Genomic DNA, 22386 nt, shown 5'->3' with positions numbered 1-22386 from the left:
GTAGCGTCAGGCACAAGTTGAAGGCCGGCTGCCTGCCGCAGCCGAGACCCTGAGGATCCGGCGTTGCCGATGAGGGATGAGAGCGCCGCTGCCGGTCTGGCCGCCGGTTCCGCCGTGATGCCGATGCGCACCCCCGCAGGGTCGCAGCTTCCGCACGAAGGAACGTCGCTCGCGCCGGGCGGGTACCCGGCCGGACCCGAGCCCGTCTATGCGCCGCGCCCGACTCACACGCGCACGGCGCGGCGCGGCGCCTACGCCGCCCTAGACCTCGGCACGAACAATTGTCGCTTGCTGGTGGCCGAACCGGCCTCCCATGGCTTTCGGGTGATCGACGCGTTCTCGCGCATCGTGCGGCTCGGCGAAGGCCTGAGCGCCTCGGACCGGCTCAACCCCGTCGCCATCGACCGGACCATCGAAGCGCTCCGGATCTGCCGCATGAAGATGGAGTCACGCGGGGTCGTGCGCTCGAAGGTGATCGCGACGGAAGCCTGCCGGCTCGCCGTGAACGGCGCGGAATTCGTCGAGCAGGTGCGCCGCGAGGTCGGGCTCGATCTCGAGATCGTCGATCGGCAGACCGAGGCCTACCTCGCGGTCACCGGCTGCGCCGCGCTGGCGGACCCGAACGCGGAATCGGTGGTGATCTTCGATATCGGCGGCGGCTCGACCGAGATCGCTTGGCTCGACGGCGAGGCCACCAACCCGTCCGCCGATCCGACCCTGCGCATCCGCGCCTGGGACTCGTTGCCCGTCGGCGTGGTGACGCTCGCCGAGAAGCACGGCGGTTTCGAAGTCACCCGGATGATGTTCGAGGGCATGGTGGAGGAGGTCGGCGACCTGCTCGCCCCCTTCGCGATACGGGCGGCCGCGGCGGCCACCGCGCCGTATTTCCACCTGCTCGGCACCTCCGGCACGGTGACGACGCTCGCCGCGATGCATCTGCGCCTGCCGCGCTACGAGCGCCGCCGGGTCGACGGGCTCTGGATGGCCGATTTCGAGGTGACCGACGCGATCGAGGACCTGCTCGACACCCGACTCGACCAGCGTGCCGACAATCCCTGCATCGGCCGTGACCGGGCCGACCTCGTGCTCGCCGGCTGCGCCATCCTCGAGGCGATCCGCCGGGTGTTTCCGTCCGAGCGCCTGCGCATTGCCGATCGCGGCCTGCGCGAGGGCCTGCTGATGAACATGATGCGCGAGGACGGCGTCTGGCGCCGGGGGCGTTACCGCTGACCCTCGCCGTCAGCGCGCCGGCATCAGGCCCCTGAGCAGGAAGGCGATCATCGCGTCGAGGGGCGGCACCGGCGCTTCCGGGCACTGGCTCACCAGGACCGGGTGGCAGTAGCGCACCACCGCCGCGTGGACGCAGGCGGCGGCCAGCCGCGTATCCTCGACCGCGAACTCGCCGCGCCGCACGCCCTCGGCGATGATCCGCTCGAAGACCGCGACGATGCTGTCGACGTGGTGCCGGCACACCACCCAGCTCTCCGTCATCGCCGCCTCGACCATCTCGTGCATGCGCGGAAAGGCCTCGCAGCGTTCCAGGCAGTCGCGGTGCAGGGCCGTGATCATCTCGGAGAGACGGTCGGCCGCGCTGAGGCCGGGCGCCTCCGCGATCGCCAGGATCAGCACCTCGACCTCGCGGGTGAGACGCCCGACCACGGCCTCGTTGATCGCCTTCTTCGAATCGAAGAACCGGTAGACGTTGGCCGGGCTCATCTTGAGCGTCTTGGCGATGTCGGCGACGGTGGTCTTCTGATAGCCGATCTCGCGGAACGACCGCTCCGCCGTCGCGATGATGCGGCAGCGCGTCGTGGGTGCGCTCTCCTCGGCAATCGCGCTGATCGGATCGACGGTGACGGTCATCCGTGGAGCTTAGTGACAGGGGCCGGTCGCGTCAAAAAGCGGCTGCAGATCAACAGGCTGAGCGCATTTCGGCGTCGCCGGATTCCCGGCCGCGATGGGTCGCCGAGAGCGTATCGTCTCCCTGATGCGGCGATCGGCTCTGGAGGCGTCAGCCGCAAGGGCGATTGCCGTCAGTAGCGCCTGTTGATGGCCAAGAGCTGTTGATCGAGATTGGCGAAGGGCTCCTGGATCAGGATGCCGACGCAGCGGCTCACATCCATGCCGTAGTAGAACTTGCCGCCGTCCTTGAAGCCCTGGCACATATATCGGGTCCGCGCGTAGCCCACGCCGGTCGTCAGCGCCAGCGTCAGCAGCAACCAGACGAATTTCGATCGAAAGATGTTAAAGCCGGACTTTCCGTTCGCCGGCAGACTGTCGCGATTGACATTGATATGAATGTTCACCGGCCGCATGGAGTCGCCGATAGACTGTTCGTAGGTAGGCTGAAGTCGTATCCCGCTCTGTTCTATGGTCTGAAGCCGGTTCCCGAACCTATTCTGCGTATCGTGTTCCACCAGCCCCCGCATGGTCCCCTCCGGCACTCTGCAACTGTTCTTCAGCACACCATCTTCAACCTACAATCGAAATGGTACGCAGCATATTGCTGCTGCCGGATTACCGGACGTTTAATGAATCGCGCCTGATTTACGACGTGTAGTCTCGAGCCATGAGGTTGCATGTCCGTTGTGGCGTCAACGCGGACAATCGGATCACATTCTCTAAGAATGGATGCCGATTCAGTAACTGCGGTTGATCAGATCGAGTTGGACGCCGACTCGTTCGAAGGGCTGCTTGATGAGCACGCCGATGCAACGATCGACGCCCATGCCGTAGAAGAATCGACCATTGTCCTTGAAGGACTGGCAGACGTACCGCGTCCGCGCATAGGCGGCAGTCATCGAGAGCGATAGCGCCACGATGATCCAGAACAGTTTCGAGCGGAGGAGATCGAAGCCGTCTCTGTCCTTGCGACGAGGGGCCTTGAACGCGCCGTCCCCGAGATTAATATGGATGTTGATCGGGGTTTGCTGTTCGGCGGCTTCGTGGCGAGACTGCGCAATCAGGCGCCGCACGTCGTCGACGGTCAGCAGCGTGGTGTCCCGTTGTCCGGAATCGATGAGGTCGACCGCTCGTTGCATTTCGGCCCCGCAGAACGAAGAAGATTACCAAATCGTTATAGCGGTATCATCGTCCGGCGGGAGCCGGGCCGTGTCGCCTGGGTGCGTAAGTTTCGGTTAAGGTTTACGGATGGCCGACCGGTCGTCTCGTTGTGTTCGTACAAGAAGCCGACGAGTGCGCGACGGATTCGTCTCGATTTATTCGGTTCGATGCGGCGCTTCTCAAGCACAGGACTCCGCAGGTGCCTCGACGCGCTGCAAATCGTCCGGCCGATTGTTGCGGTCGTATCACCGATAGCGTCATCCCGGGGCGCCGCAGGCGAACCCGGGATCCAGAGTCGCTGACCGAGCCATGCCCGGCACGCGGGGCGATGCCCGCCTCCGGCGTGCCTCTCCAGGTCCGGGTTCGACGGCGCGGCCCCGGTATGACGAGCGTGTGAATGGAGTCGTGGGCGACCGGCAGTAAGAAGCCCGGCGCTCAGGCCGCCGGCGTCAGTGCACCCGTGCGCTCGTGGAAATCAGGCCCGTTCGTCGTCTTGGCAACGTGCCCCGCCCGGATCAGGAAGTCGCCGAAGCGCTCGCCCGTGTTCCGACCTTTCGCATAATCCGCGAAGAGCGGATCGAGGGTGGTCTTGATCGCGGAGGCGTCGACGTCCTCGGCGTAGAGCTTGCCGAGGCGGGAGCCGTCGAAAGCGGCGCCGAGATAGAGGTGGTAGCGCTCGGGGCCGCGGCCGACGAGGCCGATCTCGGCGATGTAGGGCCGGGCGCAGCCGTTGGGGCAGCCGGTCATGCGGATGGTGATCTCGTCGTCCCTGAGGCCGTTGCGCTCCAGGCTTTCCTCGAGTTCGTCGATGAGGTCGGGCAGGTAGCGCTCGCTCTCGGCCAACGCCAGGCCGCAGGTCGGCAGCGCGACGCAGGCCATTGAATTGCGGCGGAGCGCCCCGGCACCCTTGGTCAGGCCGTACTCGTCGACCAGCGCCTCGATTTCCTGGCGCTTCTCGCTCGAGACGTTGGCGATGATGACGTTCTGGTTGCCGGTCAGGCGGAAGTCGCCCTCGTGGACCTGGGCGATGCGGCGTAGGCCAGCGAGGAAATGCGGGCCTCCCTCCACGTCCTTTATCCGGCCCGAGGGCACGTAGAGCGTCAGGTGATGGCGGCCGTCGTCGCCCTCGGTCCAGCCGTAGCGGTCGCCGTTGCCGTCGAACTTGTACGGCTTCGGGGCTTCCAGGGTCTTGCCGATCCGCTTCTCGACCTCGGCCCGAAAGGCGTCGAGGCCGTAGCGCTCGATCGTATACTTCAGCCGCGCGTTCTTGCGGCTCTTGCGGTTGCCCCAGTCGCGCTGGACGGTCATCACCGCCTCGGCGACCTTCAGGGCGTCCTCGGGCTTGCAGAAGCTCATGACGTCGGCAGTGCGCGGAAAGGTGTCGGTCTCGCCGTGGGTCATGCCCATGCCGCCGCCGACGGTGACGTTCCAGCCGGTCACCTTGTTCTTCTTGTCGAGGATCGCGATGAACCCGAGGTCGTGCGCGAACACGTCGACCTCGTTCGACGGCGGCACCGCGATGATGATCTTGAATTTTCGCGGCAGGTAGGTCTTGCCGTAAACCGGCTCGAATTCCTCTTCGCCGCCGACGACCTTCTCGCCGTCGAGCCAGATCTCGCGCCAGGCGTTGGTCTTCGGCAGCAGGCTGTCGGAGATCTCCTTGCCGAGATCGTAGGCGGCCTTGTGCGCGCCAACTTGAGCCGGGTTCGTTGCGGCCATGACGTTGCGGTTGACGTCGCCGCAGGCGGCGATGGTGTCGAGAAGGCACGAGTCGATCGCGGCCATGGTCCGCTTGAGGTTCGACTTGATGACGCCGTGATACTGGAAGGTCTGGCGCGTCGTCGCGCGCAGGGTGCCGTTGGCGTAGGTCGTGGCGATGTCGTCGAGGATCAGCCACTGCTTCGGCGTGACGACGCCGCCGGCGATCCGCAGGCGGATCATGAAGCTGTAGGCCTTGTCGAGCTTCTTCTTGGTGCGCTCGGGCCGCAGGTCCCGGTCGTCCTGCATGTACATCCCGTGGAACTTCACGAGCTGCCCGTCATCGTCCGAGATCGCGCCGGTGGCGTGCTTGAGAAGCCCTTCGGCGAGGCCGCCGCGCAGAAAGCGGCTGCCGATCTTCAGATGCTCGTTGTGCGCGAGCCCGGCCTCCCTGGCCGCCTCCGGGTCGTCGATCGGCCGGCCGGTCGGCGGCGTCTCGTAACGGCGCGCGCCGACGCCGGGCGTCTCTACGGCCGGGCCGTCAGCGGTGTCGATCGGCGTGTGGTCGTCCATGGTGAACTCTGCGGGCCACGTGTTGATCGGCTGCCGCGGCCGGACCATCTCTCGAGATGGCCGCGTCAGACGGCGTCCTTCAAAAAACCGTCCGACTTCGCGGACAAGGCCGGCAGGCTCCCTTCGGATCCTGGGACGGCCTGGGACAGGCGGGACGATCGTCCCGCCTGTCCGTTCTTTCAGTAAACGTCCTGCTGGTAGCGTCGTGCCCGCTCCAGCCCTGCAACATGGGCTTCCGCGTCGGCATCGCTGAGGCCCTTCTGTTTTGAGAAGGCGCGGACCACGGCGGCGCGGACGTCCTTGGCCATGTTCTTGGCATCGCCGCAGACATAGAAAGAGGCGCCCCCATCGAGCCATTCCACCAGCTCCCCGGCGTGCTGGTCGATCCGGTCCTGGACGTAGATCTTTTCCGGCTGGTCGCGGGAGAAGGCGACGTCAATCTTGCTGAGCGAGCCGTCCTCGAGCGCTTCCTGCCATTCGAGCTGGTAGAGGAAGTCGTGGGTGAAGTGCTGGTCGCCGAAGAACAGCCACGAGCGGCCGGAGGCCTCCGTCGCACGGCGCTCCTGCACGAAGGCGCGGAACGGCGCGACGCCGGTGCCGGGGCCGACCATGATGATGTCGGTCGCCGGGTCGCTCGGCAGTCGGAAGTGCTTATTGGGCTTAACACGCACCCGCAGCTTCGAGCCGTTGGCGATTCGGTCGGCGACATGCGTCGAGGCGACGCCGGTGCGGGCGCGGCCATGCGTCTCGTAGCGCACCGCAGCGACCACCAGATGCACCTCGTCGCCGACCTCTTTTCGCGATGAGGCGATGGAATAGGCGCGCGGCGGCAGGGGCCGGGTGATCGTGTTCAGATGCTCGGCCGTGAGCGCGGCCGGATAGGCTTCGATCAGGTCGATCAGGTGACGCCCTTCGAGCCAGGCCTTCACCTCGCCGCTCTCGATGAACTTCTGGGCATCCGCGTGCCCCGTCGCCTTGGCGAAGCGGTCGACTGTAGCGGCCGAGAGCGTGGTGATGTCGCGCTCGGAGAGCAGCGCTCTGCGCAGCGCCTCGTCGCCCGTGAGCCCCGTGGCCTTCAGGATCTCCTCGACGAGCTGCGGGTCGTTCTCGGGGTAGATCTCCAGGGAATCGCCCGGCTCGTAGGCCGGCGCGCCGTCCGCGAACTCCAGGGCGAGGTGGATCGTCTCCTTCTTCGAGCGAGAGGAATTGAGGTTCACGTGCTCGATCACTTCGACAACGACGGGATCTCGGCTGACCTCCTCGTCCTCGTCATGCGAATTGCTGCGGGCGAAATCGATGGCGACGACGTTGTCGGATGCGACCTCGGCCGGGGCCAGCGCCTTGAGCGCGCCCTTGATCCACTCGGCCGCCGGCTTGTCGAAGTCGAGGTCGAGGTCGGCGCGGTCGTGGGCGCGCTTGCCGCCGAGCGCCTCGAAGCGCGCGTCGAGCGCCTTCCCGATGGCGCAGAACTCCACGTAGGAGGTGTCGCCGAGCGCCAGCACGCCGAACTCGACCCCGTCGAGCCGCGGTGCAGCGTCGCTCATTAGCGCGTTGTAGGTCTCGACGGCACGGGCCGGCGGTTCGCCTTCACCCCAGGTCGCGGCGATTGCGACGAGCTTGCCGGCTTTCGGAAGCGTCGCGATGTCGAGGTCGGCGAAGTCGACGACCTTCGGCTTGAAGCCTTGCTTCTTGGCGAGCTTGGCGACGTTGCCGGCGAGCGTCTCGCAGTTCCCGGACTCGCTCGCGAAAATGATCGTCAGCGGCTCGGAAGCCTTGGGCGGGGCGGCGGGCTGGGCCGCCGGCTGTCCGCCGGCGGCGTCGAGGCCGGCCAGGAAACCCGCGAGCCAGGCGCGCTGGATCGGGGTCGCCGCGCCGAGCACGGCGTCGAGACTCGCCCGTTCGGTCTCGCCGAAGGGGGCCGTGCGAGGAAGGAGTGCGTTGCGTGCCATCGTGCCTGCCATGTCGTTCGCGGACGAGCCGCTGTCAACGACGGGATGTTCTTTTTACAGAACGCTCGCGACGGAGAACGTGTTGCCTGCCGCCGCGTCGCAAAAAAGAAATTTATTCTCCGACCACCGCCAGCTGCGGGGCGATGCGCCCGCGTGGTGGTGGAACCGGCAGAGGAAGCGCGGTGGTCGACTTCACCTTTTCCATCGCGAACCGCGAGGTCACGTTCTTGAGCGGCAGCGTCGCGATCAGGTTCTTGTAGAACAGGTCGTAGGCCCGCATGTCCGCGACCACCACGCGCAGCATGTAATCCACGTCGCCGGCCATCCGGTAGAACTCCAGCACCTCCGGCATCGCCGCGATGTCCGAGGCGAACCGCTCCAGCCATTCCTTGGAATGGTCGGACGTCTCGATGGAGACGAAGACGGTGAGCCCGAGGCCGAGCTTCACGGGATCGAGCACGGCCACGCGCCGGTCGATGACGCCGTCGGCCTCCAGCCGTTGGATGCGCTTCCAGCAGGGGGTCTGCGACAGCCCGACCTGCTCGCCGATGGCGGCGATCGAGAGGGTCGCGTCCTTCTGGAGAAGGGCGAGGATCTTCAGGTCGATGGCGTCCAAGCGGACCTCACGATATTCGGCCCCGATGCCGGGCCCTGGTTGGTGTCGGCACTGCCGATCTCGACGTGTGCTGCCGCACCGCACTTGAGAAGGATCTTCCGTGGAAAGGCAACGGATCGCCCCTTTTCCGGTTTCCCGCTCAGGATTTGCTGCGCTGCCAGATAGCGGATCGGCAGCCCGAGCGCCTTGACAGCGTTCTGTATAGCGAACATGTCAGGTCGTAGACAACCGGGTCAAGCTCAAGCGGCAAAAAGACACCTACGGACACACCGATATGACCGTCGCTCTCGCACAGCAGGCCGAGAGGCTCGCCGCACGGATGGCGGGGCTCGATCTCATCGCCCGCATCCGCCTCGTGGAGGCCGAACTCTCCGGCCGCCTCGTCTTCACGACGAGCCTCGGCATCGAGGATCAGGTGGTGACCCACGCCATCGCCATGGCCAAGGGGCGCACCGAGATCGTCACCCTCGATACCGGCCGCCTCTTCCCCGAAACCTATGATGTCTGGGCCGAAACCGAATCGGCCTACGGCATCCGTATCCGGGCTTATGCGCCCGAGCGGAAGGCCGAGGAGGCCTTCGTCGCGGCCGAGGGCATCAACGGCTTTCGCCATTCCGTCGCCGCACGGCAGGCGTGCTGCGGGTTCCGCAAAGTCGAGCCCCTGGGCCGGGCGCTCAATCAGGCGGCGGGCTGGTTCACAGGACTGCGCGCGGGGCAATCGGCCAATCGGGCCGACACGCCTCTGGCGGAGGCCGACGAGGATCGCGGGCTCATCAAGATCAACCCGCTGGCGGATTGGACCCGGGCTCAGGTCGACGCCTTCGTCAAGGATCAGTACGTGCCCTACAACGCGCTCCACGATCGTGGTTTTCCGTCGATCGGCTGCGCGCCCTGCACCCGAGCCGTGAAGGTCGGCGAGGATGAGCGAGCCGGGCGCTGGTGGTGGGAGCAGGAATCCAAGAAGGAGTGCGGCCTCCACGTCCACGCACCAGAGGCAGATATCGAGCCGGGCGAAGAGCCTGCGGCGTTCGAGGAGCCCGCCCGCGCTGCGACCTCACGCGAGAACAGAAGGGAACTGGTTTGATGAGCGGCGCTATTGCCGAAAAACCGTCGGGTCTGGCCGCGCCGTCTCGGGCGCGCCTGACCCATCTGCAGCGTCTGGAGGCCGAGAGCATCCACATCTTCCGCGAGACGGTCGCCGAGACCGAACTCCCGGTGATGCTCTATTCGATCGGCAAGGATTCGTCGGTGCTGCTGCATCTGGCGCTGAAGGCGTTTGCGCCCGGCAAACTCCCGTTTCCGCTGCTCCACGTCGACACGACCTGGAAGTTCAGAGAGATGATCGCCTTTCGCGACCAGCGCGTGAAGGACCTCGGCCTCGAACTCATCGTGCATACGAACCAGGATGGGCTCGCCAAGGGCGTCGGCCCCTTCAGCCACGGCTCGGAAGTCCATACCGACGTGATGAAGACGCAGGCCCTGCGGCAGGCGCTGGACAAGTACAAGTTCGACACGGCCTTCGGCGGCGCCCGCCGGGACGAGGAGGCGAGCCGCGCCAAGGAGCGGATCGTCTCGCTTCGGAACGCACAGCATCGTTGGGACCCCAAGCGCCAGCGCGCCGAGCCATGGCACCTCTACAATTACAAGAAGCGCCGCGGTGAGAGTTTCCGGGTATTCCCGCTCTCGAACTGGACCGAACTCGACATCTGGCTCTATATCGAGCAGGAAAAAATACCGATCGTGCCGCTGTACTTTGCGGCCGAACGCCCGGTCGTCGAGCGCGATGGCCAGCTCATAATGGTCGACGACGAGCGCCTGCCGCTCGAGCCCGGCGAGACCGTGCACAACCGGCTCGTCCGGTTCCGCACGCTGGGTTGCTACCCACTGACCGGTGCCGTCGAGAGCCCCGCCACGACACTTCCCGAAATCGTTGGCGAGACCCTCGCCGCCCGCACCTCCGAACGACAGGGGCGTGTCATCGACAAGGATGGTTCAGGCGCCATGGAGCGTAAGAAGCAGGAGGGCTATTTCTGATGACCATCCATCAGTCCCCCGAGACATTCGGCTACGAAGCTTTCTTACACGCGCACCAGAACAAGGAAGTCCTTCGCTTCATTGCCTGCGGCTCCGTCGACGACGGGAAGTCCACTCTGATCGGCCGCCTGCTGCACGACACCAAGCAGATCTTCGACGATCAGGTCACCGCGCTCCAGCGCGACTCGCGCAAGCACGGCACGCAGGGACAGGAGATCGACCTCGCGCTGCTCGTCGACGGCCTCCAGGCCGAGCGCGAGCAGGGCATCACCATCGACGTCGCCTATCGCTTCTTCTCGACGGACAGCCGCTCGTTCATCGTCGCCGACACGCCCGGCCACGAGCAGTATACGCGCAATATGGCGACTGGCGCTTCGACCGCCGACGTCGCCGTAATCCTGGTCGATGCCCGCCAGGGCCTGACCCGGCAGACCCGGCGCCATGCCATCCTGGTCTCGCTACTCGGCATCAAGCGTGTGGCGCTGGCCGTCAATAAGATGGACCTGTCCGGCTGGTCGCAGGACACGTTCGACCGCATCGTTGCGGGTTTCGGCGAGTTTGCGACGCCTCTCGGCTTCACGGAAATTCGCGCGATCCCGCTTTCGGCCAAGAACGGCGACAACGTCGTCCTGCCGGGCACCGCCGCCGCTTGGTACACGGGCGGCCCCCTGTTGCGGTACCTCGAACAGGTGCCGGTCAAGTCCGAAGAGCGTGCCGCCCCGTTCCGTCTTCCGGTTCAGTGGGTCAACCGGCCCAATTCGGAGTTCCGCGGCTTCTCCGGCCTGATCGCCTCGGGCTCGGCCGCGCCGGGCGACAAGATCGTCGTCGCGCCCTCGGGCAAGACCTCGACCATTGCCCGGATCTACACGGCCGACGGTGATCTGGCCCGCGCCAGCGAGGGGCAGTCGGTCACGATCGTGCTCGCCGACGAGGTCGATGCCTCGCGCGGCGCCGTGATCGCTGCCGTAGACGCGCCTTTGACGGTCACCGATACGCTGGACGTCCGCCTGTTCTGGGCTTCTGAAACCGACCTGACGCCGGGCGCCAGCCTCTGGGCCAAGGTCGGCACCGTCACCACCAACGCCGTGGTCAAGGCGATCCGCAGCCGGATCGACCTGGAGACGGGGCAGACGGTGCCCGCCGACAAGCTCGGCATCAACGACATCGGCGAAGTGACGCTCAACCTCGATCGCGAAGTCGCCGTCGATCCCTACGCCGACAACCGCGACACCGGCTCGCTCATCCTGATCGATCGCGAAACCACCGACACGGCGGCCCTCGGTCTCGTGAAGGCCTCGATCGCCGTCGAGCCCAAGGGTGGCGAGGCGGCCCGCAAGGGTGAGCCGCGCCCGGGTGGCGGGTTCCTGTCGCGGCTCCGCTGGGTGTTCGGCGGGATTTGAGGCAGTCTACGCCGCAATGATCGTGACTTGGCCTCTATAGCCGGGTCACGACGAAGCGGATGATCAGGGCGGCGACGAGCAGGCCGAACCAGCCGCCCAACGCATATCCGATCAGGGCGACGAAGCCGCCGAACAGGACCACGAGGGGTATCCCCAGACGGGTCCTGGCGAAGGCCGCGACACCGGGATCCTGGTGCGTCTCGTAGAGTTCGGGGGCGCCCACCGGCGGTTCGCGCCAGGGCGTGCCGTGGACGATGAATTCCGCGATCCGTTCCCAATGCGCTTCGGCGATGCCGGCGCTGTGGCCACCACGGACATATCTGAACTCCGTGATCTCGGGCCTCTTGCCGGCATCGCGAAAGCCGTCGAAGCCGGCGCCCCCGAGGTCGAACCATCGTATCCATTCGATGCTCTTCGGAAGCCAGGCGACCACCCGGTCGTCCGCCGAGCAGACGTTCTGGAAACGCACGACGCGCCCGCCATCGATCAGCGGCATCCAGTCGAAATCCCGTCGCACCACGCTGCCGGCGAAGAGGACGTGCTTGAGGTGCATGGCCGGATAGTCGCGTAGCGCGCGGGCGCCCAGATACGTTCCGTTCGAGTGGCCGACGTAGTGGAAGTCCGATCGCGGATACTGCGCGAAGGCGGTGACGTACTGGTCCATGAACCACTCGACCTTTTCGCGCCGGATCCACGGCAGCATGAACGGCAGCATGGCGAAGTATCCGTAGGTCGGTGTCCAGCTTCGGAAGACGGTCGTGTCCGTTCCGGGTGCCTCGCCGCTGAGCTGACGGACGCGCTCGGCGATACGGTGCGTCCAGTAGCCGTCGTCGCGAATGCCGTGAATGACGAAGACCGTATTCTCCACCTTCGGCTCGACGAGATCGATCTCGTCCGCGAGCAGCGACGGATCGAGGGCAATTTCCTTGAGATCTGCGCGATTGCTCGTCAGGGCGGCGATGAAGCGTTTGCGCCTCTGCACTGCGGCGGCGTCGCCTTCGAGGCGCACGGCGGCCTTGTGATCGGTGAAGGGTTGCTCGATCAGGAAGTAATCCTGTTTCTCGGCCGCCGTTTCCGTCCTGTCTTCCTGACCCACGGTTGCAGCCTGCCCGGTGCCGTCGACCGCGATGTCGACCTGGTCGAACGGGGACACGAGATCGTCCTGCGTGCCGAGAAGCTGGATCAGGATCGGGAAGTCGAGCGTATCCGCGGCCGTGTCCGGCCCCTGCTGCGCCCTCCGGTAGGCGAGCCAGTGCAGCCGCGTCTGGGCCATGAAGGGGGCGCCGAGGCGGAAATCGAACGCCGTTGGGGTCCAATGGACCGCGCCTGGCACGAGGTGTCCGACCAGACCGACCACGTTGAAGAGGATCGAGTACGACCAGCTCAACCGCGGCGAAATCTTCCATCCGCGATTGAACGCCGACAGCAGGACGACGCGCTCGACTTTACGGGCCCAGTCCCGCGCCTTTTCGCAAGCAAGGCCGGGTTCCGGACGGAAATTCGCCGGGCATCCCGACGCGACCAGAAAGGTTCGCCGCGCCAGCGTCGCGCCGACGCTGTGCCCGAGGAGCACGATCTTGTCGGGCTTCGCATCCGCGACCCAACGGTCGATGTCGGAGAGCAGGTCGGAGACGATGCGGGTCGCCCGCGCACCGGAGGTCCGGTGAGCGTAGGGCATCTCCGGAACGTGAACGACGGTCTCGGGTCCGTAGGCCTCTATGGCGGCGCGCCGGATGTCCTCCATGGCGCTCGGAAACGCGAAGAGTCCGTGCAGGACGACGACGAGCACCTTTCGGCCCTGGGGTCCCGCGATCTGTTTCGATGAAGGCTTCGGACTCCGCATGGCGATCGCTTTCTCCATTTCGGGCGACGCTAGCAATTGTGTCGTGGAACGCAATAGACATTTGTATTCGCCGAAGACTGATTGCCAGTAATTGATTTTTTTGATCTCGTTGGCTCAAATTGTCGATCGATGCGTCATATAATTGGGATTGGATTGAGTATGGATGGGTTGTTCGCGCGATAAGATCGATCCGGCGATCTTCCAAGCTCAAATTGTGCTTTCTGATGGAATAGTATTGCCGTTACGAAGGCAAAATCATGCGATGGAAGTCGCTGAGCCGGTCGGACATCTTGCCCGTCGCGGAATGGTTGCTCGGCAGCAGGCGCGCGACTAGGGTCCGCGCGCCTTCGGCTCGGCCGGGGTGAGACCGACGATCCTCGGAGTGCTTTCCATGGCCCTGTTGGCCGATGCCCTGTCGCGCGTGAAGCCATCGGCGACAATCCTGATGACGCAGAAGGCCCGCGAGCTGAAGGCTCAGGGCGTGGACGTGATCAGCCTCTCGGTGGGGGAGCCCGATTTCGATACGCCGGAGCACATCAAGCAGGCGGCTGTCGAAGCGATCGCCCGCAACGAGACGCGCTACACGCCGGTCTCCGGCATCCCGGCGCTGCGCGAGGCGATCGTCACGAAATTCAAGCTCGAGAACGGGCTCGACTACACGGTCTCGCAGACCATCGTCGGCACCGGCGGCAAGCATATCATCTACAACGCCCTGCTCGCGACGCTGAACCCCGGCGACGAGGTCGTCATCCCGCGGCCCTACTGGGTTTCGTACCCGGAGATGGTGGTGCTCTGCGGCGGCACTCCGGTCTTCGTCGAGACCGACATGGCGCACGGCTTCAAGTTGCAGGCCGAAGCGCTGGAGCGTGTGATCACGCCCAGGACCAAGTGGATCATCCTGAACTCGCCTTCGAACCCCTCCGGCGCCGCCTATGCGCGCGACGAGATGAAGGCGATCACCGACGTGCTGATGCGCCATCCGCACGTGCACGTCCTCACCGACGACATCTACGAGCACCTGACCTACGGCGACTTCGATTTCGTCACGCCGGCCCAGGTCGAGCCGGGCCTCATAGGCCGCACGCTGACCATGAACGGCGTCTCCAAGGCTTATGCGATGACCGGCTGGCGCATCGGCTATGCCGCCGGCCCCGAGCCGATCATCAAGGCGATGGACTTCGTTCAGGGCCAGCAAACCTCCGGCGCCTGCTCGATCTCGCAATGGGCCGCGGTCGCGGCGCTCAATGGACCCCAGGAGCATCTCGTCCGCTTCCGGCAGGCCTTCCTGGGACGACGCGACCTTGTCGTCTCGATGCTCAACCAGGCTCGCGGCCTGACCTGCCCGACGCCCGAGGGTGCTTTCTACGTCTATCCTTCCTGTGCGGAACTGATCGGCAAGCGCACCGAGGGCGGCACGGTGATCGAGACCGACCAGGACTTCGTCACCGAACTGCTCCAGGCGGAGGGGGTCGCCGCGGTCCACGGCTCGGCCTTCGGGCTCGGCCCGAACCTGCGGATTTCCTATGCGACCTCGAACGCGATTCTGGAGGAGGCCTGTACGCGTATCCAGCGCTTCTGCGGATCGTTGCGTTAGTGTCTCTCACGAAGCTCTCGTTCACCGGGAAGACTTCCGCGGCTTACCGCGGCGCGGCCGCGATTTGATCGGGAGCGTTATCCGGTTCGCCCGATTGAGCTTTCACCGCCCGACGACTTCGATACGCCGATCAGACTGATCGACGTATCGAGCCGATGTCGTAGTGCCGTCCCGGCTGCCGGAGAGACCGTCTCGTCGTCGTCTCCGTGGATCCGGTCCTAATTCTGCAGAGTTTACTAGAGCCAATACCGCACGACGTGTCGGCGACCTTTACGTCTTCACGATCCGGTCGAGCTTGTTGTTGACGAAGAAGTACAATTCCTTCGCACCGGGCTCGTTGTAAAGCACCTGTACCTCGCGTCCCGAGCGGCCTTCGCCGACGAGGACGTCGGTGGGCGGCTTGCCTTTGAGGCGGACGAGTTCGCACTCTCCGATGCCGGGTGCGATGGAAGCAGCCGTGGTGGAGACGGTGCCGGTACAGACGCCGCTGCCGTCGAAAACCGGGCCGGCGAAGGCTGGCGCCGAAGGCGCGGCGGCAGGCGGTGTCAGAGCTGCTTGCGGCGCGGGCGGCGTCGGGATGCGCTCGCTGCTTGTGCAGCCGGCCAGCACCCCGGTGACGACGGCCAGGATGGAGAAACCTCGGAAAGCATTCACGGCGTCGGCCGCTCCTGTGGTCGGTCGTGACGGCTTCCGGTTGCCGCCGCCGTGCCGTCTGAGCGATCCTGTAGCGCCCGGAGGTAGAGGTCGGCGGCGTCGGCATGGAAGGCGGCGCGGGATTCAGCCCTCGCATAGAACATGTGGCCGCCCGGGTACACGGCGAGTTTCAGGCGTTCGCCGGTGCCGTAGGGCGGCATCTGGTCGATCAGAATCTTCGAGGTAAAATACGGGGTGACGAGGTCCGTGTAGCCGTGGGCCACGAGGATGCGCAGCGACCCGTCCAGCGAGAGAATCCCTTTCAGTGCGCCCATGGCTTCGGGAGCACTGCGCCCCGATCCCCAGGACCAGCTCCGGTTCACCGCGCCGTTGAGCAGTTCGTAGCGCATGTTGGTGACGCGCCAGTTCAGCGTGTTCGTGTAGAGGTCGATCATCGCACTCGTCAGCGGCGCCTGGAGTCCGGTCAGGACCGGGTCCTCGAAGTTCGCTTGCGGCGCGGTCGGGTCCGGGTCCCATCCGGTCACCGACGCATCATAGGCGGACGACACACGCCCGAGGTCGCGGCCGATCTCCCGCTGATAGCTTCCGGCTGTCGGTCGTCCCGCCTGGCGCCGGACGACCTCGGGATCGAGCCCGGTCAGGGCCGAGACCTTCTCCGCGAGACGCGCGACGGCTTGCGGATCGCCGGGGCCTTTCAGGAGATCCGCGATGTAGTCGCCCGAGGCGTAGCGCTCGGCTTCCGCCATCAGGCTCGGGGTCGGCCGGGTGCCGGACCGTTCGAGAGCGGCCGCCGCGAAGGATGGCAGGCGGGTGACGAAGCCCCAGGGCGTGGTGCGGGCCGATTGCAGCCAGGCGAAGTCGAGCACCGGCGAGAGCAGCACGAGTCCCGACAGCCCGACGCCGATGTCTTCCTGGAGCTTCGCCGCGATCAAGGGGCCGCGAAACCCGCCATAGCTCTCGCCGACGTAGAACTTCGGCGAGGCCATGCGATCGTTCTGGCGTAGATAGCGGGCGATGGACGAGGCGAGCACCGAAGCATCGCCGTCGACGCTCCAGTAGCTCTTGCCATCGCCGTCGGCGGCACGGCTGTAGCCGGTGCCGACGGGGTCGATGAAGACGAGATCGGTGAAGTCGAGCCAGGTCTCGGCATTGGGCTGCAACGCGATCGTCTGGGAAGGGCTGATGCTCGGCCCGTCGCTCGGCAGACGCCAGGGGCCGATCGCTCCGATGTTGAGATAGGCCGAGGCCGCCCCCGGTCCGCCATTGATGGCGAAACTCACCGGCCGCCCGGCAATCTTCTCGCGCGACCCCTTCTTCACGAAGGCGATGAACGCGATCTCCGCCTGGAGTTTTCCCGACTCGTCGACGAGTCCGAGACTGCCGGCGGTGGCCGTGAACGTGATGGTACGGCCGCCGGGCAGCGCGAGGCTATGCTCGGTGGTGGCATCCGCCGGCAGCTTGCGGCCTTCGCTGCGGGATTCGCCGCCGCGCTCCGGTGCTTTGCGGGCGGCGTCGGGCGGGGCGTGCTGCGCCGACGAGGGGAGGGGGGAGAGGGCGATAGCGAGCACCACGCAGGCCGACAGGATCGCGCGAAAAAACCCTCCCCCCTCTGCGGGGGAGGGTGGCCCTCGCGTTAGCGAGGGTCGGGAGAGGGGAGCGCCCTCTCCGGAACCGTCGCTCCCCTCTCCCGGCCCGCTTCGCGGGCCACCCTCTCCCGCAGAGGGGAGAGGGGTTTCGCGTGGTGCCCTGAGATTGCTCATGAAAAACTCAAGCCTTCTTGCTCCACCGGCCGCCCTCGTCCTGCTGCCAGTAGGCGACGGTATGGCCTTGCTCCTTGGCGCCCTTCCACTGCTCGCGGGCGTGGAGAAGCGCGTCGGGATCGGTGCCGTCGAACAGGATGCAGATGCGGGCGTAGTCGTTCGCATCCGGCGGCAGGGGGGCGCCCTCGACGAGGAAGCGGATCGCGGCCTTGTTGGGGTTCGTCTCGCGCAGCGTCAGAACCACGGGTTGCGTCGCCGCATCCGGGTCACGCTCGGTGCCGTGGGGCAGGAAACTGTCGTCGGAATAGGTCCAGAGCCCGTCGTCCAACGCCGCCAAACGCTCCTCGCTCACCACCTGGATCGCGGCCTGCCAGCCGCGCTCGCGCGATTTCTCGACGAGGCTCGGCAGCACCTTCTCCAAGGGCTGGCGCTGCAAGTGATAGAACAGGATCTCGGTCACGATGATGCCAGCATAGCGCGGATCTGCGCGCTCCGCAGCGGCACGATCCGGCCTCGCGGCCTCAGGCCGCGGGCTCGATGACATGCGGCACGATCAGCGCATCGTTTCTGGTGATCGCGCCGCGACCCTCGCGCACGCAAAGGCCGCCGGGCGCATCGCCGATGATCCACGAACCAATCACCGGGCGGCGGTGATCGTCGAAGAGCGGCAGTTCGGCGAGCGCCTGCCGGATATGGCCTTCGCTGCCATAAGGCCCCGGCTCGTGCGCCAGCATCGTCCCATCCCGAACGATCGCGACGTTCGAGCCCTCTCGCGAAAAGATGGGTTTCCGCACGTAGGAATCACCGAGACCGGCTGCCTGCGGGTCTTCATCGAAGAAAGCCGGCAGCAGGTTGGGATGGCCGGGCTCCTGCGCCCAGACGTGCGGCAGCAGGCCCTTGTTCGAGAGAACCGCTTTCCAGGGCGGCTCCAGGAAGCGCGTCGGGCTGGCTGCCACCGCGTCGGCGAAGGCGTCGGCGAACGCCCATTCCCACGGATAGAGCTTGAACAGCCAGTCGATCGCCGTGCCGTCCGGCGCGCAGAAGCGGCCATCCGCCATCAGCCCGATCTCGGAGAGATCGAGCAAGCGCGTGGTGTGGCCGGCCTGGAAGGCACAATCGCGCAGATACTCCACCGTGCCGCGATCCTCCGGCGCGTCGGCCTCGGCTGCGAAGGCGGTGAGGGCCGTGGCGGGCAAGTCCCGAAACCGTGCGATCAGCCGCTCGTGCACGACGTTGAACTGGTCGCTGCCAGCCGGCAGGCGGCCGTCGCGCAGCATCTCTTCCAGCCAAAGCCACTGAAACACACCGGTCTCGTAGAGCGCGGTCGGCGTGTCGGCGTTGTATTCGAGGAGTTTCGCCGGGCCGGTGCCGCCATAGGAGAGATCGAGCCGGCCGTAGAGGCTCGGATCGCCCCGCCGCCAGCTGCCGCGTACCGCATCCCAGGCGCTTTCGGGAATGCGCAGCGAGGCGAGGATACGCTCGTCTTCGACCGCGCGGCTGACAAAATCGAGGCAGAGGGCATGCAATTCGCCGCTCGGCCCCTCGATGTCCTCCTCGATCTCGCGAAGCGTGAAGGCGTAGGCGTGGCTCTCGTCCCAATAGGGCGCCCCGTCCAGCGTATGAAACACGAAGCCGTTTTTTTGCGCGGTGTCGCGCCAATCCGGGCGCTCGCCCGTTTCGAGGCGGCGCATCAGCCGCCGCCGAAGCCGCCGCGCGAGGACGACGAGAACGACCGCCCCGTGCCGCCGAACCCGCCGAACGACGATCCGCGCAGGGCCGCAGACGACACCCGCGCGGCCGAGGAGCGGCCGCCGCCGACCGTCCAGATGCGGGCACCGGAGCCGGTGCAGTAGCCTGCTCCGCCAGGCCCTCCGCCCGAAAGCGCTTCGCCTTGCGGGGCATGGTCGTAGACCGGCTGCGGCGGCAGGTTCTGGTCGGCCGTGAGGCCAATCATGTATCCGGCCATCAGCGGTAGATATTGGCCACGGGCGGCTTCGGTAACGCTTTCGCCGGTCACGCATCGGCCGAGGCCGTGATGCGCCTCGCAGGTGCCACTCGACGCGTAGCGCGGCGCTGCGGTGGGGTAGAGCGCGCGAGCGGTCTCGTACTCGCTCAGGCACTCCGCTGAGCTGCGAAGCCGCGCGTCGATGCAGTCGGAGGGGCCCGCATAGAACCGTACGTCTTCCTCGTCCTGGGAGGGATCGAAGTGGGCGAAGCCGAAAGCGGCGACGCCTGCGCCTGCCAGCAGCACCAGGGAGACGGTGCGCGAGCGCTTCACCGGCGGCTTCGCCGCATCGACGACTGGTGTTCTCGTCCGCTGCCGCGTCATTGGATGCCGCCCGAGCCGCCCTCGATCCGGCGATCAATACGACATCGCCGCGGCGTTCACGATCCCGCCCGCGAGCGAGGCCGAGCCGAGCAGGATCGCGGCGGCGGTTTCGTTCGCTTCGATGCGACGTGAGAGATCGGGCAGCACGAGGCGCATGAGCCAGTAGATCAGGATCTGCACCACCAGGGCGACGAGGCCCCAGACGATGCAGTCGAGGATGGACTGTGCGTTGCGGATCGCCATCGAGAGCGGCATGGCGTAGCCGACGAGGCTACCGCCGAGGCTGAGTGCGGCGGCGACGTTGCCGGCGCGGATCAGCGTCACCTCCCGGTGCGCCGTCGCTGTCAGGTAGACCGCGAGGTAGAGCGCCACGAGGACGAGCGCGGCGGCAAAATAAGCGAGGAAGGCGGGCAACCCGGAGATCACGTGCATCGGGCCACCACCTTCATCAAACCAGGCGACTCTGCTCCACCGCCGCGGCGACGAAGCTCGAGAAGAGCGGGTGCGGCTCGAAGGGGCGCGACTTCAGCTCCGGGTGGAACTGCACGCCGACGAACCAGGGGTGACCCGCATGCTCCACCGTCTCAGGCAGCAGCCCATCCGGCGAGAGGCCGGAGAAGCGCAGGCCCTTGGCCTCCAGCCGCTCGCGATAGGCCATGTTGACCTCGTAGCGATGGCGGTGCCGCTCGGAAATCTCGGTGGTGCCGTAGATCTTGGCGATCCGGGTCTCAGGGCCGAGCGTGGCCTTGTAGGCGCCGAGGCGCATGGTGCCGCCGAGATCGCCCTCGGCCGCACGGCGCTCCAGGGCCTCTCCCTTCATCCATTCGGTGAGCAGGCCGACCACGGGCTCTGTCGTCGCGCCGAACTCGGTGGAGTTGGCCTCGGTGATGCCGGCAAGCGCGCGGGCGGCTTCGATCACCGCCATCTGCATGCCGAAGCAGATGCCGAAGTAGGGGATCTTTCGCTCGCGTGCGTAGCGAGCCGCCCGAATCTTGCCCTCGGCGCCGCGCTGGCCGAAGCCGCCGGGTACGAGAATGCCGTGCAAGCCTTCGAGGAAGGGCGCGGGATCCTCGCGCTCGAACACCTCGGCCTCGATCCATTCGAGGTGGACGCGGACGTTGTTGGCGATGCCGCCGTGCGTGAGTGCTTCGGTCAGCGATTTGTAGGCGTCCTTGAGGCCCGTGTACTTGCCGACGATCGCGATGGTGACCTCGCCCTCGGGGTTCCTGACCCGGTGCGAGATGGTGCGCCAGCGCTCGAGGCTCGGCTCGCACTCGGCGTCGAGGCCGAAATGCTCGAGCACCTCGCGGTCGAGCCCCGCGCCGCGATAGGAAAGCGGCACGTCGTAGATCGAGGGCACGTCGAGAGCGTCGATCACCGCCGTCTCGCGCACGTTGCAGAACAGAGCGAGCTTGCGCCTCTCGTCGTTCGGGATCGGCCGATCGCAGCGGCAGAGCAGGATGTCGGGCTGGATTCCGATGGAGCGCAGCTCCTTCACGGAGTGCTGCGTCGGCTTGGTCTTGAGTTCGCCGGCCGACGGGATGAACGGCAGCAGCGTCAGGTGGATGAACAGGCAGGTGCCGCGCGGCTGCTCCTGGCCGAGCTGGCGGATCGCCTCGAAGAACGGAAGTCCCTCGATGTCGCCAACCGTCCCGCCGATCTCGACGAGCACGAAGTCGTAGCCCTCGTTGCCATCGAGCACGAACGTCTTGATGGCGTTGGTGACGTGCGGGATCACCTGGATCGTCGCGCCGAGGTAGTCGCCGCGGCGCTCCTTGGTGATGATGTCCTGGTAGATCTTGCCGGTGGTGATGTTGTCGGCGCGGCTCGCGGGCAGACCGGTGAAGCGCTCGTAATGGCCGAGATCGAGATCGGTCTCGGCGCCGTCATCGGTGACGAAGACCTCGCCATGCTGGGTCGGGCTCATCGTGCCCGGATCGACGTTGAGGTACGGGTCGAGCTTCCTTAGGCGCACACGGTAGCCGCGGGCCTGGAGCAGGGCCGCCAGCGCGGCGGAGGCGAGCCCCTTCCCGAGCGACGACACGACGCCGCCGGTGATGAAGACGTACCGCGTCGTAATCCCAGGCGTCATGTATTGCGTCATGGGCCTCGGCTCATAAACGGGGTTTCACGATTCGCCAAACCGCAAAGGTTCACCCGCCGCGACGCACATGGAGCGTGCGCTGCGGGGCCACACCGCTGACGACATTGAAGAATATGTGTGGGCGAATGCCCGGATCGGCCGGCCTATGCGCCGGCCGCAACTCTCTTTCGCAGTCCGGAAATCTGCCGCGCGACGAGCAACGCGCAACGTTGTCTCAGCGCGACTGCGGCGCCTCGGGAGTTCCAGGGGCCGGAGCGGCCGGTGCGTTCTCGACCGGGGCCGCAGGCGCAGCCGGAGCGGCGGGAACCGGAACCTGCGGTGCAGCGGCGCCGTCGGCCGGCTTGCCGCCCTGCTGGCGAAGCGTGTCGAGCAGGTTGTCGGCGTTGGCCGGCTGCTTCTGGGTCTGGCCCGGCTGCGCCGTGCCGTCGTCGAGGATCGAGCGCGGCGCCGAGGTGTGATGCGCCATGATCGCCAGGGTGATGCTGGTGGCGAAGAACAGGGCCGCGAGGATCGCGGTCGCCCGCGTCAGCGCGTTGGCCTGCCCGCGTCCGGTCATGAAGCCCGAGACGCCGCCGCCACCGCTACCGCCGCCGCCAAGGCCGAGACCGCCCTCGGAGCGCTGCAGCAGCACCGTGACGATGAGCGCCAGGACGATGAAGAGGTGGACGACGATCAGGACGGTCTGCATCGGGGTTCCGGCAAGTCCGCGATCACGGACGCAAATCAGGCGATCGGCAAAGCCGAACAGCCGCCCGGAGGCGTACTCCGT

21 protein-coding genes are annotated in these 22386 nt (G+C 66.4%); 5 read left to right on the top strand and 16 right to left on the bottom strand.

Going from position 1 to position 22386, the window contains the following annotated elements; all coding sequences use genetic code 11:
- Positions 1–69: 69 nt before the first annotated feature.
- Complete coding sequence (locus tag MHA02_RS17075) at positions 70–1230, top strand: Ppx/GppA phosphatase family protein (protein ID WP_238180527.1); 1161 nt, start codon at positions 70–72, stop codon at positions 1228–1230.
- A 9-nt stretch (positions 1231–1239) separates the two neighbouring features.
- On the opposite strand, the gene MHA02_RS17070 is transcribed toward MHA02_RS17075, so the two are convergent.
- From MHA02_RS17070 to MHA02_RS17040, 7 genes are all read right to left on the bottom strand, one after another.
- Complete coding sequence (locus tag MHA02_RS17070; protein WP_147080826.1) at positions 1240–1863, bottom strand: TetR/AcrR family transcriptional regulator; 624 nt, start codon at positions 1861–1863, stop codon at positions 1240–1242.
- Positions 1864–2033: 170 nt separating this feature from the next.
- Positions 2034–2429: a hypothetical protein gene (locus MHA02_RS17065; RefSeq protein WP_147080824.1), complete on the bottom strand. Its 396-nt coding sequence runs from the start codon at positions 2427–2429 to the stop codon at positions 2034–2036.
- Positions 2430–2639: 210 nt separating this feature from the next.
- Entirely contained in the window at positions 2640–3041 is a 402-nt protein-coding gene (locus MHA02_RS17060; protein ID WP_147080822.1) for a hypothetical protein, read from the bottom strand.
- A 457-nt stretch (positions 3042–3498) separates the two neighbouring features.
- Positions 3499–5334, bottom strand: a complete 1836-nt coding sequence (locus MHA02_RS17055; RefSeq protein ID WP_147080820.1) for an NADPH-dependent assimilatory sulfite reductase hemoprotein subunit — start codon at positions 5332–5334, stop codon at positions 3499–3501.
- A gap of 179 nt (positions 5335–5513) precedes the next feature.
- A complete protein-coding gene (locus MHA02_RS17050; protein WP_147080818.1) occupies positions 5514–7283 on the bottom strand; it encodes a diflavin oxidoreductase in 1770 nt (589 codons plus the stop codon).
- Between the two features lie 112 nt (positions 7284–7395).
- Positions 7396–7899: an Lrp/AsnC family transcriptional regulator gene (locus MHA02_RS17045; RefSeq protein WP_147080816.1), complete on the bottom strand. Its 504-nt coding sequence runs from the start codon at positions 7897–7899 to the stop codon at positions 7396–7398.
- Positions 7881–8111, bottom strand: coding sequence for a hypothetical protein (locus tag MHA02_RS17040; protein ID WP_147080814.1), 231 nt, complete (start codon positions 8109–8111; stop codon positions 7881–7883). Before MHA02_RS17040 ends, MHA02_RS17045 begins: the two co-directional genes overlap by 19 nt.
- Before the next feature lie 62 nt (positions 8112–8173).
- Here MHA02_RS17040 and MHA02_RS17035 point away from each other — a divergent pair, with 62 nt between their 5' ends.
- From MHA02_RS17035 to cysN, 3 genes are read left to right on the top strand one after another with little or no spacing between them, the layout of a single operon-like run.
- Complete coding sequence (locus MHA02_RS17035; protein WP_147080812.1) at positions 8174–8983, top strand: phosphoadenylyl-sulfate reductase; 810 nt, start codon at positions 8174–8176, stop codon at positions 8981–8983.
- Positions 8983–9933, top strand: coding sequence for a sulfate adenylyltransferase subunit CysD (gene cysD / locus MHA02_RS17030; RefSeq protein WP_147080810.1), 951 nt, complete (start codon positions 8983–8985; stop codon positions 9931–9933). Before MHA02_RS17035 ends, cysD begins: the two co-directional genes overlap by 1 nt.
- A complete protein-coding gene (cysN, locus tag MHA02_RS17025; protein ID WP_147080808.1) occupies positions 9933–11333 on the top strand; it encodes a sulfate adenylyltransferase subunit CysN in 1401 nt (466 codons plus the stop codon). The genes cysD and cysN overlap by 1 nt, the downstream gene beginning before the upstream one ends.
- Positions 11334–11367: 34 nt before the next feature.
- Here the strand turns inward: cysN and MHA02_RS17020 are convergent, their stop codons facing one another.
- A complete protein-coding gene (locus MHA02_RS17020; RefSeq protein WP_147080806.1) occupies positions 11368–13176 on the bottom strand; it encodes an esterase/lipase family protein in 1809 nt (602 codons plus the stop codon).
- 391 nt (positions 13177–13567) lie between these two features.
- Here MHA02_RS17020 and MHA02_RS17015 point away from each other — a divergent pair, with 391 nt between their 5' ends.
- Positions 13568–14770 carry a pyridoxal phosphate-dependent aminotransferase gene (locus MHA02_RS17015; protein ID WP_147080804.1) on the top strand — a complete coding sequence of 401 codons (1203 nt, stop codon included), beginning with the start codon at positions 13568–13570 and terminating at the stop codon, positions 14768–14770.
- 270 nt (positions 14771–15040) lie between these two features.
- Here the strand turns inward: MHA02_RS17015 and MHA02_RS17010 are convergent, their stop codons facing one another.
- The 8 genes from MHA02_RS17010 to secG form a co-directional block, all read right to left on the bottom strand.
- Positions 15041–15424 (bottom strand): hypothetical protein, encoded by a 384-nt coding sequence (locus tag MHA02_RS17010; RefSeq protein ID WP_170249322.1) that lies wholly within the window; start codon positions 15422–15424, stop codon positions 15041–15043.
- Complete coding sequence (locus MHA02_RS17005; protein ID WP_238180393.1) at positions 15421–16992, bottom strand: S10 family peptidase; 1572 nt, start codon at positions 16990–16992, stop codon at positions 15421–15423. The genes MHA02_RS17010 and MHA02_RS17005 overlap by 4 nt, the downstream gene beginning before the upstream one ends.
- 199 nt (positions 16993–17191) lie before the next feature.
- Positions 17192–17644 carry a DNA polymerase III subunit chi gene (locus MHA02_RS16995; protein ID WP_147080802.1) on the bottom strand — a complete coding sequence of 151 codons (453 nt, stop codon included), beginning with the start codon at positions 17642–17644 and terminating at the stop codon, positions 17192–17194.
- Positions 17645–17705: 61 nt separating this feature from the next.
- Entirely contained in the window at positions 17706–18875 is a 1170-nt protein-coding gene (locus tag MHA02_RS16990) for a glutathionylspermidine synthase family protein (protein ID WP_147080800.1), read from the bottom strand.
- Complete coding sequence (locus MHA02_RS16985) at positions 18875–19462, bottom strand: DUF1190 domain-containing protein (protein WP_238180392.1); 588 nt, start codon at positions 19460–19462, stop codon at positions 18875–18877. The genes MHA02_RS16990 and MHA02_RS16985 overlap by 1 nt, the downstream gene beginning before the upstream one ends.
- Positions 19463–19546: 84 nt before the next feature.
- The gene (locus MHA02_RS16980) at positions 19547–19945 is read right to left on the bottom strand and encodes a DUF350 domain-containing protein (RefSeq protein WP_147080796.1); all 399 of its coding nucleotides are present in this window, start codon (positions 19943–19945) and stop codon (positions 19547–19549) included.
- Positions 19946–19961: 16 nt separating this feature from the next.
- Positions 19962–21605, bottom strand: coding sequence for a CTP synthase (gene pyrG / locus MHA02_RS16975; RefSeq protein WP_147080854.1), 1644 nt, complete (start codon positions 21603–21605; stop codon positions 19962–19964).
- Positions 21606–21831: 226 nt separating this feature from the next.
- Entirely contained in the window at positions 21832–22305 is a 474-nt protein-coding gene (gene secG / locus MHA02_RS16970; RefSeq protein WP_147080794.1) for a preprotein translocase subunit SecG, read from the bottom strand.
- Positions 22306–22386 lie beyond the last annotated feature (81 nt).

The organism is Methylobacterium haplocladii, assembly GCF_007992175.1.
Lineage (GTDB): Bacteria > Pseudomonadota > Alphaproteobacteria > Rhizobiales > Beijerinckiaceae > Methylobacterium > Methylobacterium haplocladii.
The sequence above is the reverse complement of the archived record's forward strand: the minus strand, read 5'-3'. Positions and strand labels throughout refer to the sequence as shown.